Consider the following 12,623-nt stretch of genomic DNA (forward strand, 5'->3'; position numbering starts at 1 on the left):
CATGGCTGTCACGCTCACACCGAGCGCCGCGCCGGTGGCGCCGCGCCGGCAGGTACCCGATCGACACCACCGCGGCGTCAGCCGCTGGGTGGTGCTCGTCCTGGCCGTCCTCGGCGCGCTGGTCATGCTGGTGCCGTTCGCGTTCATGCTGCTCAACGCGTTCAAGTCGCCCGGTGACTACTCGTCGGCCGGCCCGCTGAGCTGGCCGACGGAGTTCTACACAAAGGGTCTACGCACGTACTGGACCGCTGTGGACTTCCCGCTCAAGCTCTGGAACTCGGCGCTGATCGCCGGCTCCGTGGCCGTGCTCGGCGTCGCCGTGTCACTGCTCAACGCGTACGCCCTGGGCATCGGCCGGGTCCGCGGCCGGCTCTGGATCGTCGGTCTCTTCCTGCTTGCCAACATGCTGCCGCAGGAGGCGTTGATCTACCCGCTGTACTACGCGGCCAAGGAGGTCGGGCTCTACAACACCCGACTCGCGGTGATCATCATCTTCACGGTGATCCAGAGCGCGTTCGGCACCTACCTGCTCGCCTCGGTGCTTGGCACGTTCCCCCGCTCGCTGCTGGAGGCGGCGGCACTGGACGGCGCCGGCAAGTGGACGGTGCTCTGGCGGGTGGTCTTCCCCAACCTGCGGCCCACCCTCTCGGTGCTGCTCATCTTCTTCTTCATCTGGACCTGGAACGAGTTCCTCATCCCGCTGGTCATGCTGATCGACAACCAGACGCAGACCATCCCGGTGGCGCTCGCGTCGCTCCAGGGTGACCGGCTGATGGACGCTCCGACCACAAACGCCGGCGCCCTCATCAGCCTGGTGCCGGCCATCCTCTTCTTCCTCATCTTCCAGCGCACCCTGGCGCGCGGCATCACGGCAGGAGCCGAGAAGTGAAGTTCACCGACGGGTACTGGCAACTGCGCCCCGGTGTCAGCGTCCTACGCCCCGGCGTCGTGGAATCGGTCGAGCCGGACGAGCGCGGCTTCACCGTCTTCGCGCCGACCGGCCAGATCACCGGTCGCGGCGACACCCTGAACCGGCCCCTGGTCACCGTCCGGTTCTTCTCCCCCGCCCCCGGCGTCATCGGGGTGACCATCGCCCACCACACCGGTGGGCTGCCCCGCGAGCCGCACTTCGGGCTGAGCACCGACGAGACGCACCCGGTCACCGTGGACGTCACCGGGATCAGCGCGACGCTGACCACCGGTGAGCTGACCGCGCGGGTCGCGCTCATCGACGGGTGGCGGGTCGAGTTCCTGCACGGCGACCGGTTGGTCACCGCGTCCACCGAGCGCAGCGTCGGCGTCGTCACCGACGCCGAGGGCCACCGGCACGTGCACGAGCGGCTCGCCCTCGGTGTCGGTGAGACGGTGTACGGGTTGGGTGAGCGCTTCGGCCCGTTCGTGAAGAACGGGCAGACCGTCGACGTCTGGAACGCCGACGGGGGCACCGCCAGCGAACAGGCGTACAAGAACGTGCCGTTCTATCTCAGCAGCGCCGGCTACGGGGTGTTCGTGGACCACCCCGAGCACGTGTCGTTCGAGGTCGGCTCCGAGGTGGTCGCGCAGACCCAGTTCAGCGTCGAGGGGCAGTCGCTGACCTACTACGTCATCGACGGGCCCACCCCGAAGGACGTGCTGCGCCGCTACACCGCGCTCACCGGCCGCCCGGCCCGGATTCCCGCCTGGTCGTACGGGCTGTGGCTGTCCACCTCGTTCACCACCTCGTACGACGAGAAGACAGTGACCGAGTTCGTCGACGGGATGGCCGAGCGCGGGCTGCCGCTGTCGGTGTTCCACTTCGACTGCTTCTGGATGCGCCAGTTCCACTGGGTCGACTTCGTCTGGGACCCGGCGACGTTCCCGGACCCGGAGGGGATGCTGCGCCGGCTGCACGAGCGTGACCTGAAGGTGTGCGTCTGGATCAACCCGTACATCGCGCAGCGGTCGTACCTCTTCGAGGAGGGCCGCGAGGCCGGCTACCTGGTCCGCAACCCGGACGGTTCGGTCTGGCAGTGGGACAAGTGGCAGGCCGGCATGGCGCTCGTCGACTTCACCAACCCGGACGCGGTGCGCTGGTTCACCGGCAAGCTCAGGGCGCTACTCGACATGGGCGTCGACTGCTTCAAGACCGACTTCGGTGAGCGCATCCCGACCGACGTGGTGTGGCACGACGGCTCGGACCCGCAGCGGATGCACAACTACTACTCCTACCTCTACAACAAGGCGGTCTTCGAGTTGCTGGAGACCGAACGCGGCACCGGCGAGGCGGTGTTGTTCGCCCGCTCGGCCACCACCGGCGGGCAGCAGTTCCCGGTGCACTGGGGTGGCGACTGCGAGTCGACGTTCGTCGCGATGGCCGAGTCGCTGCGCGGCGGGTTGTCCCTGGCCGCGTCCGGTTTCGGCTACTGGAGCCACGACATCGGCGGCTTCGAGGGCACCCCCGATCCGGCGGTGTTCAAGCGCTGGGTCGCCTTCGGGTTGCTCTCCTCGCACTCCCGCCTGCACGGCTCGGGGTCGTACCGGGTGCCGTGGGCGTTCGACGACGAGGCCGTCGACGTGCTGCGGCACTTCACCCGACTCAAGCTCGGCCTGATGCCGTACCTGGCGGCCGCCGCACAGGAGGCGCACCGCGACGGTACGCCGGTGATGCGCCCGATGTTCCTGGAGTTCCCGGACGATCCGGCCACGGCGTACCTGGACCGGCAGTACATGCTCGGCCCGGACGTGCTTGTCGCGCCGGTCTTCAGCGCCGACGGCACGGTCACCTACTACGTGCCCGCCGGCACCTGGACGCACCTGGTCAGCGGCGCTCAGGTCACCGGCCCGGCGTGGGTCACCGAGAAGCACCCGGTCGACAGCCTGCCGGTGTTGGCCCGGCCCGGCGCTGTCATCCCGTTCGGCTCCCGCACCGACCGACCGGACTACGAGTGGGCCGACGATGTGCGGCTGCGGCTGTACGCACCGGCCGAGGGGCAGCGGACCCGGGTACGGGTACCGTCACCCGGGGACGGGCCGGGCGCCGAGTTCGACGTGCGCTACGAGGCGGCGACGGCCAGTGTCGAACTGGTTGCCGGCGCCTCGACGGGCTACAGCTGCGAGATCCAGGGGACGGAACGATGACGCAACACCACTTCCCGGAGAGCTTCGTCTGGGGGTCGGCGACGGCGGCGTACCAGATCGAGGGTGCGGTCACGGAGGACGGGCGCGGGCCGTCCATCTGGGACACCTACAGCCACACGCCGGGGCGGACGTTGAACGGCGACACCGGCGACGTGGCCGCCGACCACTACCACCGGTGGGCCGACGACCTCGGGCACATCGCCGACCTCGGGCTCAGCGCGTACCGTTTCTCCATCTCCTGGCCGCGGGTGCAGCCGGGCGGCTCGGGCCGCTTCAACCAGGCCGGCATCGACTTCTACGCGCGGCTGGTGGACGGCCTGCTGGAGCGGGGCATCCGCCCGGTGGCGACCATGTACCACTGGGACCTCCCGCAGGAGCTGGAGGACGCCGGCGGCTGGGCGGCGCGGGAGACCGCGCTGCGCTTCCAGGAGTACGCGGCCGGCATCGTCGGCGCGCTGGGCGACCGGGTGCACACCTGGACGACGCTCAACGAGCCGTGGTGCTCGGCGTACCTGGGCTACGCCTCCGGCGTGCATGCTCCGGGTCGCACCGAGCCGGCGGCGGCGCTGGCCGCGGTGCACCACCTCAACCTCGCGCACGGGCTGGCCGGTCGGGTGGTCCGGGAGCTGGCGCCGGCCGCCGAGTTGTCGGTGACGTTGAACCTGCACGTCATCCGGGGAGCGTCGGACTCGGAGGCGGACCGGGACGCGGTACGGCGGATCGACGCGTTGGCCAACCGCGCGTTCCTCGGTCCGATGCTCGACGGGGAGTACCCGGCCGACCTGCTGGCCGACACCGCATCCGTCACCGACTGGTCGTTCGTCCGCGCGGGTGACGAGAAGCTGATCGCGGTGCCGCTGGACGTGCTCGGGGTCAACTACTACTCCAGCACCCTGGTCCGGGCCTGGGACGGCGTGTCGTCCCGCTCCGACGCCGACGGGCACGGCGCCTCGGCCTCGACGCCGTGGGTCGCCGCCGACAACGTCGACTTCCTGCCGCAGCCCGGCCCGTACACCGCGATGGGCTGGAACATCGACCCGCCGGCCCTGACCGAGCTGCTGCTGCGCCTGCACCGGGAGTACCCCAACCAGCCCATGATGATCACGGAGAACGGCGCGGCGTTCGACGACGTGGTGTCGGCCGACGGGCGGATCCACGACGACCGGCGGATCGACTACCTGCGTCGGCACATCGGCGCGATGGCCGACGCCCGCGCGCAGGGCGCCGACGTGCGCGGTTACTTCGTCTGGTCGCTGCTTGACAACTTCGAGTGGGGCTACGGCTACGACCGTCGCTTCGGGATCATCCGGGTCGACTACGACACCCAGGTCCGCACCTGGAAGGACAGCGCCCACTGGTACCAGCGGCTCGCCGCCACCGGAAAGCTGGACTCGGCCCAGGACTGAAGCGCCCAATGTGCTGGTGAGCGGTATACCGCAGAGGTATGAAGATGACTCTCAGGTATACCGCTCACCACCGCATCCGGCCCTCGCGGAGGTGACCGACGGTCACCGCCGGGTCAGGACTCTGCCACCCCGACTGAGACGTCCACCGCCGTGTCACTTTTCGTGGGAACGGCGTCATGGCGCCACGATGGCTGCGTCGGCAGACTCGGGGCATGGTTGAGCGCGTCACCGTCGTCTCCTTCCCGGGCATGCAGTCCCTCGACGTCACCGGGCCGTGGGAGGTCCTGGCGGGGGCGAACCGACACCGGGCGGCGCACGGTGAGCGCCCCGCGTACGACCTGAGGCTGGCGGGTACGCAGGGCGCTGTCGCGTCCGAGAGCGGTCTCGTCATGGTGGCCGACGCTCTGGGAAAGCCCGTCAGGTCCGGCACCCTCGTCGTGCCCGGCGGCGGGACGGCGGCGGCCGAGGATGAGCATGCCGACCTCGTCGCCTGGTTGCGGGAGTGCCGCCCCTCGCGGTTGTTGTCGATCTGCTCCGGGGCGTTCCTGTGCGCGAGGGCCGGGTTGCTGACGGGTCGCAGGGTGGCCACCCACTGGTCCCTGTCCAGGGACCTCGGTCGGCGATTCCGCGACCTCACCGTCGACCACGACGCCCTCTACGTGCACGACGACCCGGTCTGGACCTCGGGTGGGGTCACGGCGGGAATCGATCTGGCCCTGGCCGTCGTGGCGGCGGACCAGGGGGCACGAGTCGCGCAGGAGATCGCGCGCTGGCTCGTGATGTTCCTGCACCGGCCCGGCCATCAGGCGCAGTTCTCCGGCCCGGTGTGGTTGGAACGCGCCACGGAGAAGCGGATGGCCGCGGTGCAGCGCGCTCTCGACGCCGATCCGGCCGCGACACACCGGGTCGACGACCTTGCCGCGCGGTTCGCCATGTCACCCCGGCACTTCCAGCGTCTCTTCGCCCGGGAGACGGGCCTCACCGTCGGTCGCTACCTCACCGAGCTTCGGCTGGAGACCGCCAAACGCCTGCTTGTGCAGTCCGACCTCGGCCTCGACGCCGTGGCGACCAGGGCCGGATTCGGATCCGCCGAGTCGCTCCGACGTGTCTTCGGCGAACGGCTCGGCAGCACCCCGGGCGCGTTTCGTGAACGCTTCTCGACCCGCTGACCGCAACCCTCCCGACAGAAGGAGCTTCCGTTGACCCACGTCGTCATCCCGCTGTACGAGCGTTTCACCGCGCTGGACGTCATCGGCGTCTACCAGCCACTGGCCCTCACCCCCGGCATCGACGTGCTCCTGGTCGCCGAACGCCCCGGCCCCGTCGGGGACGACTGCGGGGCGGTCTCGCTGGTGGCCGAGTCCGCGTTCGACGACGTGGTGGCGACCGACGTTCTCGTCGTCCCCGGAGGACCGGGGACCATCCAGGCACTCGCCGGGCCACTACCGGGCTGGATCAGGCGGATCCATGAGACGACGACGTTCACCACCTCCGTCTGTTCCGGCTCGATTCTCCTGGGAGCGGCCGGGCTACTGCGGGGGCGGCGCGCTACGAGCCACTACCGGGTGGCGCGGGAGCTGAGCCGCTTCGGCGCCGAGCCGACGGGCCAGCGGGTCGTCGAAGAACTGGACGCGAGGATCATCACCGCGGCCGGTGTGTCGAGTGGCATCGACATGGGGCTGAGACTCGTCGAACTCCTCACCGACCGGACGACCGCACAGGCCGTCCAGCTCTGGATGGAGTACGACCCACAACCGCCATTCGACAGCGGTCATCCCGCCCGTGCCAGCCAGGAGGTGATCGCACGAGCGGCGGCGTACGAGAGCGCGGCCCGAGTGGCGCGGTGACCTGCTGGTCGCCGACGCCCCTACACCTTGACGCGCTGCGGCGGGACGGTGAGCCCGTAGAGCTCCATCAGCTCCGGGGTGTCGACCCGACTGCCGTCGGCCACCGAGTCGCAGGCGATGTCGACGATCTGGTCCTTGTGCGCCAGCAGATACGGTCGGGCACCCACGTCGGCGCTGGCCAGGGTGGCGATGCCGGACCAGTGCCGGCGGCCGAAGAGCATCGGGTAGCCACGCAGCCCGTCGTAGGTGGCGCAGACCAACACATCGGGGTACGGCAGCGCGGCCACCCGCCGGACCGCGACGGCGGTCAGCCCCGGCATGTCGACCGGGACCACCACCACCGCCTCGATCCCGTCGTCGTCCATGGCCGCCAGCCCGGCGCGGATGGACGAACCGACCCCGGTGCCCCACGCCTTGTTGATGACGACTGTGACGTGACCCAGATCGGCGGTTTCCTGTACCTGCTCAGCGGCGGCACCCAGCACGAGCACGATCTGCTCGCAGCCCGCCTCGGTCATCGTGTCGATCATCTGGTTGACCAGTGGCTTCTCGCCCTGGTGCAGCAGCGCCTCGGGACCACCGATCCGTCGTCCCCCGCCCGCGGCGATGATCATTCCTGCGATCCCGTTCAGCTGTGCCCCCTCACGCATGGGAGCGACCGCTACCGATCCGCCCCCTCCTACGGACACTGCAACGAGGACGGCCGGCCGGGAGTAGCGGGGCGAAAAGGAGAAATAGCACAACCGTTACACGCCCGGCGGCTCTGCCCGGACCGACCGGGCGAGGTTGCGCCATCGGCCGGCCGGTCCCGTGCCGCCGGCCGACAGCCTCCGCGACCGTCACCGTCGGCAGGAAGAGCAACGGAAGCGAGGCCCCCCTCACGTGGTGCACCGACCCGGCCGAGGCGGCGGCGCGCCCACCCGAACGGCTGCGCACCCGCGCGGGTCAGGCGGCGTCCGCGTAACAGTCCACGATGGACAGATCCAGCGGGAACCGGACCGGCGTCGCGCCGAAGAGCAGCGCGGAGGCCTGCTCGCCGCACCGGGTGACGGCCTCGGCGACCGCCTCCGCCTGCGCGGCGGGCGCGTGCACGACCACCTCGTCGTGCTGGAAGAAGACCAGCTCCGCCTCGGTGCCGGCCAGCTCCGTACGCAGCGTGGCCAGCAACGTGGAGGCCCACTCGGCGGCGGTCGCCTGGATGACGAAGTTGCGCGTGAACCGACCCCGGGACCGCGCGGCACGAGCCCGGGGACCCCGTGGGTCGGCCGCCCCGTCCGGATCGAGCGGCGCGTCGTCGGGATCGCCGAACCCCACCGAACCGGGCGGACACGTCCTCCCCAGCCACGAGCGCACCAGCCCACCCGCCTCACCGGTGCGCGCCGCCGCCTCGACGTAACCGAACGCCGTCGGATAGCTGCGCTTCAGCACCGCCAACGCGGGCACCGCCGCGCCGCCGGTCTGCCCGTACATCGCGCCGAGCAGGGCCACCTTGGCCTTGGCCCGGTCGCCGCCGAACGAGTCGCGCGCCAGCGCGGCATAGAGGTCGCCGGCTCCGCCCGCCGCCGCCAGCCGCGCGTCGCCGGACACCGCCGCCAGGACCCGCGGCTCCAACTGGCCGGCGTCGGCGACCACCAGCCGCCAGCCCGGATCGGCCACCACCGCCCGGCGGATCACCTTCGGGATCTGCAACGCGCCACCGCCCCGGGTCGCCCAGCGGCCGGAGACGACCCCACTCGGCACGTACTCCGGCTGGAACCGCCCGTCGCGCACCCACTGCTCAAGCCAGGACCAGCCGTGCGCCGTCCAGATCCGGTAGAGCTCCTTGTATTCCAGCAGCAGCGGCACCGCCGGATGGTCGACCCCGCGCAGCACCCAGGCCCGGGTGTTGGGCAGCTCCACCCCGACCCGGGCGAACGCCTTCAACAGCTCCGCCGGGGACTCCGCGTGCAGGTGGCGGACGCCGAACGCGTCGGCGATCCGGGCGGCCAGCTCGGCGAGCCGGCGTGGCGGGCCACCGACCGGGGACGCCTCGCCGAGCAGCTCGTGCAGAATCTCGTCGTGCACGTCGGCACGCCACGGCAACCCGGCGGCACCCATCTCCACCGCGATCAGCGCGCCAGCCGACTCGGCGGCCACCAGCAACCGGAACCGGCCGGGGTGCTCGGTCGCGGCGATGCGGGCGAGCTGGTCGGCGTACACCCGGATCAGCGCGTCGATGCCCGGCCCCGACGGGCCGGGCAGCGTGTCGAAGAGCGCGCCCTGGCCGTGCCCGGGAGGCGCGGCGGCGCGCGGCGCCGGGTCGGGCGGCACCGGCGCGTTGGTCAGCCGGGCCCAGGCCGCGGCCAGCGAACGGGGCTCACCCCAACGGCCCGCCTGCCCGAGCAGCAACGCCTCGGTCAACTCCACGTCGTGACACCTGTCGACCCGGACGCCGGCGCGCAGCAGCGGCGGGTAGGCGGAGGTGGCGGAGGACCAGACCCAACGCGGGTGCTCGGCGGCCTCGCGGGCGGCGACCGCGGCGGCCAGGTCGACGACGACCTCGGCCGGGCCGGTCGGTCGACCGTCGGCGGCCAGCGGGCACAGCACACCCCCGCCCCGCTCGTCGGACACCACCGCCACCAGCACGAACGTGATTCTGCCTCCCCCTTCCGACAGAAACGGAGGCGCACCTCACCGGAAATGGGCCGGTGGTGCGGCGGAGCTGCTCGGTAGCGTGGTCGGGTGCCCCCGCAGATCCCGCATTCCGATCCTGGCACTCCCGACACCCGGGGTCCGATGCGCTACCTGTGGTGGCTGGTCCGTTGCCAACCGTGGCGGGTGCTGCGCGGCAGCCTGCTCGGGACGGCCTGGATGGTCGGGCTGTCGGCCCGGCCCTACCTGATCTACCGCGCCGTCGACGACGGGCTGCGCGCCGGGGACACCCGCGCCCTGGCGTTCTGGGTCGCGACGATCGTCCTCGCGGGAGTGGGCCTGTCCTACCTCGGCATCATGCGGCACCGCACGATGACCTTCATCCGGGAGGACGCCAAGGCGCGCTCGGCGGAGGTGCTGCTGCGCCACCTGTCCCGGATCGGCGCGGTGCTGCCGCGCCGGATCGGGGCGGGCGAGGTGTCCACCATCGGCGGCTCCGACATCGACTGGGCCGCGCAGGTGCTGACGCTGACCGGGCCGGGCGTCGGCGCTGTCGTCGCGTACGGGATCGTCGCCGTGGTGCTCTGGTCGATCTCCCCGCTGCTGGCGCTCTGCGTGCTGCTGGGAGTGCCGGCGGTCGGCCTGGTCATCGGGCCCCTGCTGCGCCGCCTGGAACGGGCCGAGTCGGTCTACCGCCGGCAGCAGGGCGCGCTCACCGCCCGCTCCGGGGACATCGTGGCGGGGCTGCGGGTGCTCGCCGGGGTGGGCGGCCGGGACCTGTTCGCCCGACGGTACGCGGCCAGGTCCCAGGCTCTGCGCGCCGAGGGCTACCGGGTCGGCGCGGTGAACAGCTGGATCGACGCGGCGACCGTCGCCATCCCCGGGTTGTTCCTGGCCGCGGTGGTGTGGCTGACGGCTCGGATGGCGGTGACCGGTGCCGTCACGATCGGCGAGCTGGTCGCCGTCTACGGCTACGTGGCGACCCTGATCGTGCCGGTCTGGTTCCTGCTGGAGGGCAGCCACCAGCTGATCCGGGGGCGGGTCGCCGCCCGACGGATCGCCGACCTGCTCAACGTGACACCGGACGAGGTCGGTGGCCCGGGTCGTCGGTGGTCGGGCTCGGTGCCCGACGCGCGCCGGCCGGGCGCCCTGGCCGCACCGGCCGGCCCCGCCGACCTGCACGACCCGGAGACCGGCCTGACCGTGCCCGCCGGCCGGCTGACCGGGGTGGCCGCCGACGACCCGGCGGCGGCAGTGGCGCTGGCCGACCGGCTCGGCCGGTACGCCGTCAGCGACGCCACCTGGGGTGGCGTGCCGTTGACCGGTGTCGCCCTGGACGAGGTCCGCTCCCGGATCGTGGTCGCCGACCACGACTCGTACCTCTTCGCCGGGACACTGCGGGACGTGCTGTGCCCCGGGGCCGACGACCAACGGATCCGGACGGCCCTGCGGACCGCCTCGGCGGACGACATCGTCGACGCCCTGCCCGCCGGGCTGGACACCGCGCTGGACGCCCGAGCCCGGACCCTCTCCGGGGGTCAGCGCCAACGGGTCCGCCTGGCCCGGGCGCTCCTCGCCGAGCCGGAGGTGCTGATCCTCGTCGACCCGACATCGGCGGTGGACGCGCACACCGAGGCGCGGATCGCCGAACGGCTGCGCGCCGCCCGGGCCGGACGGACGACAGTGGTGATCGCCACCTCGCCGCTGCTGCTCGGCCGGGCCGACCTTGTCGCACACCTGAGCGCCGGCCGGATCACCGCCACCGGCAGCCACGCCGACCTGCTCGACTCCGACGCCGACTACCGGCACCTGGTGGCCCGGGGCGATGCGGATCTCGACCAGCCCACCGACACCGAGGAGGTCTACCGGTGAGCCGGCTGCCGGTGGCCGACCGGCGCACCGTACGTCGCGCCCTGCGGGGCATGATCAGCCGGCATCGGCGGGCGGTCGGCGTCGTGCTGGCGCTGCACGGCGCGGCGGCGGTCGCCGGGCTCGCCCCGCCGTGGCTGCTGGGCACCATCGTCGACCGCGTCACCGCCGGCGCGGGCGTGGCCACCGTCGATCGGCTGGCGCTCGCCATCGCCTGCTGCGTCCTGGTCAGCGCGCTGCTCTCCCGCTACGCCCAGTACGCCGGCCACCGCTTCGGTGAACGCGCCGTCGCCGAGCTGCGGGAGGAGTTCGTCTCCCGGACTCTCGGCCTGCCGGTCTCGGTCGTCGAGCGCGCCGGCTCGGGCGACCTGGCCACCCGCAGCTCGGTCGACGTGGCGACGGTCGGGACCACAGTGCGGGACGTGGCGCCCACCATCGTCATCGCCTCGGTGCAGTTGACCTTGTTGTTCGGGGCGGTCTTCCTGCTGCATCCGCTGCTCGGCGTGGCGGCGCTGGCCGGGCTCCCGTCGATCGTGACGGCCGCCCGCTGGTACCTGCGCCGGGCCAGTCCCGCCTACCTCACCGAAGGCGCGGCGGCGGCCGAGTTGACCGAGACGCTCACCACCACCGCCGAGGGCGCCCGCACCGTGGAGGCGCTGCGGCTGACCGACGACCGGATCCGGCACGGCACCACCCGGATCAGCCGCGTGTGGCAGGCCCGCCGGGCGACCCTGGCGCTGCGGACGGTGTTCTTCTCGGTCGTCGAGGCCAGCTACCCGCTGCCGATCGCCCTGGTCCTGCTCCTCGGCGGCTACCTGCTCTCCCGGGACCTGGTCACCCTCGGCGCGGTGGTCGCCGCCGCGCTCTACCTGCAACAGGCGATCGAGCCGATGGACCGGCTGTTGCAGTGGACGGAGCAGGCGCAGCGCGGTTTCGCGTCGTACGCGCGGGTGCTCGGCGTCGGCATGGTCCCGCCGGAGCCACCCGGTCAGACGACCACGGCGCGGGGCCAACGGGTCGTCGTACGCGGGGCGCGGTTCTCCTACTCCGGCGGGCCGGACGTGCTGCACGGCATCGACCTGGAGGTGCAGCCGGGTGAGCGGCTGGCCGTCGTCGGTCCGTCGGGCGCCGGCAAGTCCACACTGGCCCGGCTGCTGGCCGGGATCGACGCGCCCCGCCACGGCGTGGTCAGCATCGGTGGTTGCCCGGTCACCGACCTCGACCCCGCCGAACGTCGACGGCGAATCGCCCTTGTCACGCAGGAACACCACGTCTTCATCGGCTCGGTACGCGACAACCTCTCCTTCGCCGCGCCCGACGCGTCGGACGAGCAGATGCGCGCCGCGCTGACCACCGTGGGCGCCGACTGGTGTGCCGAGCTGCCCGACGGCCTGGACACCCAGCTCGGCGACGGGGCCCGGCAGCTCGGCGCCGCCGAGGCGCAGCAGCTCGCGCTGGCCCGGCTGGTGCTCGCCGACCCGCACACGCTGATCCTCGACGAGGCGACCGCAGCGCTCGACCCGAGCACCGCCCGCCGTACCGAACGGGCGCTGGCCGCCGTGCTGGTCGGGCGGACCGTCATCGCGATCGCGCACCGGCTCAACACCGCGCACGACGCCGACCGGGTAGCCGTGCTGGCCGACGGCCGGATCACCGAGATCGGCAGCCACGACGACCTGGTGGCCGCCGACGGGGCGTACGCGGACCTGTGGCGCTCCTGGCACAGCCAGGCCGACGAGCACCGGAGATGACC

9 protein-coding genes are annotated in these 12,623 nt (G+C 72.3%); 7 read left to right on the forward strand and 2 right to left on the reverse strand.

The genetic code is table 11. The features are described 5' to 3' along the window. The first annotated feature begins 1 nt into the window (after position 1). The 5 genes from ACQPWW_RS23745 (at position 2) to ACQPWW_RS23765 (ending at position 6,370) form a co-directional block, all read left to right on the forward strand. The gene (locus tag ACQPWW_RS23745; protein WP_433125644.1) at positions 2 to 889 is read left to right on the forward strand and encodes a carbohydrate ABC transporter permease; all 888 of its coding nucleotides are present in this window, start codon (positions 2 to 4) and stop codon (positions 887 to 889) included. Further along, the gene (gene yicI, locus ACQPWW_RS23750; RefSeq protein WP_433125645.1) at positions 886 to 3,117 is read left to right on the forward strand and encodes an alpha-xylosidase; all 2,232 of its coding nucleotides are present in this window, start codon (positions 886 to 888) and stop codon (positions 3,115 to 3,117) included. The genes ACQPWW_RS23745 and yicI overlap by 4 nt, the downstream gene beginning before the upstream one ends. Beyond that, the gene (locus tag ACQPWW_RS23755; protein WP_433125646.1) at positions 3,114 to 4,523 is read left to right on the forward strand and encodes a GH1 family beta-glucosidase; all 1,410 of its coding nucleotides are present in this window, start codon (positions 3,114 to 3,116) and stop codon (positions 4,521 to 4,523) included. Before yicI ends, ACQPWW_RS23755 begins: the two co-directional genes overlap by 4 nt. Before the next feature lie 212 nt (positions 4,524 to 4,735). Beyond that, positions 4,736 to 5,692 carry a GlxA family transcriptional regulator gene (locus tag ACQPWW_RS23760; RefSeq protein WP_433125647.1) on the forward strand — a complete coding sequence of 319 codons (957 nt, stop codon included), beginning with the start codon at positions 4,736 to 4,738 and terminating at the stop codon, positions 5,690 to 5,692. A 30-nt stretch (positions 5,693 to 5,722) separates the two neighbouring features. Continuing rightward, positions 5,723 to 6,370, forward strand: coding sequence for a DJ-1/PfpI family protein (locus ACQPWW_RS23765; protein WP_433125649.1), 648 nt, complete (start codon positions 5,723 to 5,725; stop codon positions 6,368 to 6,370). A gap of 20 nt (positions 6,371 to 6,390) precedes the next feature. Here the strand turns inward: ACQPWW_RS23765 and ACQPWW_RS23770 are convergent, their stop codons facing one another. Together ACQPWW_RS23770 and ACQPWW_RS23775 are read right to left on the reverse strand one after the other, a co-directional pair. Beyond that, a complete protein-coding gene (locus tag ACQPWW_RS23770; protein WP_433134512.1) occupies positions 6,391 to 6,984 on the reverse strand; it encodes a nucleotidyltransferase family protein in 594 nt (197 codons plus the stop codon). 331 nt (positions 6,985 to 7,315) lie between these two features. Continuing rightward, complete coding sequence (locus tag ACQPWW_RS23775) at positions 7,316 to 9,025, reverse strand: bifunctional 3'-5' exonuclease/DNA polymerase (protein WP_433134514.1); 1,710 nt, start codon at positions 9,023 to 9,025, stop codon at positions 7,316 to 7,318. Between the two features lie 120 nt (positions 9,026 to 9,145). On the opposite strand from ACQPWW_RS23775, the gene ACQPWW_RS23780 reads away from it, so the two are divergent. Together ACQPWW_RS23780 and ACQPWW_RS23785 are read left to right on the forward strand one after the other, a co-directional pair. Next, complete coding sequence (locus tag ACQPWW_RS23780; protein ID WP_433134516.1) at positions 9,146 to 10,873, forward strand: ABC transporter ATP-binding protein; 1,728 nt, start codon at positions 9,146 to 9,148, stop codon at positions 10,871 to 10,873. A 50-nt stretch (positions 10,874 to 10,923) separates the two neighbouring features. Continuing rightward, complete coding sequence (locus ACQPWW_RS23785; protein ID WP_433134518.1) at positions 10,924 to 12,621, forward strand: ABC transporter ATP-binding protein; 1,698 nt, start codon at positions 10,924 to 10,926, stop codon at positions 12,619 to 12,621. Positions 12,622 to 12,623 lie beyond the last annotated feature (2 nt).

This window comes from Micromonospora sp. CA-240977 (assembly GCF_050942285.1).
Taxonomy (GTDB): Bacteria; Actinomycetota; Actinomycetes; order Mycobacteriales; family Micromonosporaceae; genus Micromonospora.

Coding starts and splice junctions, on each gene's coding strand:
- ACQPWW_RS23745 (WP_433125644.1), top strand. CDS start 2: ATGGCTGTCACGCTCACACCGAGCGCCGCGCCGGTGGCGCCGCGCCGG.
- ACQPWW_RS23755 (WP_433125646.1), top strand. CDS start 3,114: ATGACGCAACACCACTTCCCGGAGAGCTTCGTCTGGGGGTCGGCGACG.
- ACQPWW_RS23760 (WP_433125647.1), top strand. CDS start 4,736: ATGGTTGAGCGCGTCACCGTCGTCTCCTTCCCGGGCATGCAGTCCCTC.
- ACQPWW_RS23770 (WP_433134512.1), bottom strand. CDS start 6,984: ATGATCATCGCCGCGGGCGGGGGACGACGGATCGGTGGTCCCGAGGCG.
- ACQPWW_RS23780 (WP_433134516.1), top strand. CDS start 9,146: ATGCGCTACCTGTGGTGGCTGGTCCGTTGCCAACCGTGGCGGGTGCTG.
- ACQPWW_RS23785 (WP_433134518.1), top strand. CDS start 10,924: ATGATCAGCCGGCATCGGCGGGCGGTCGGCGTCGTGCTGGCGCTGCAC.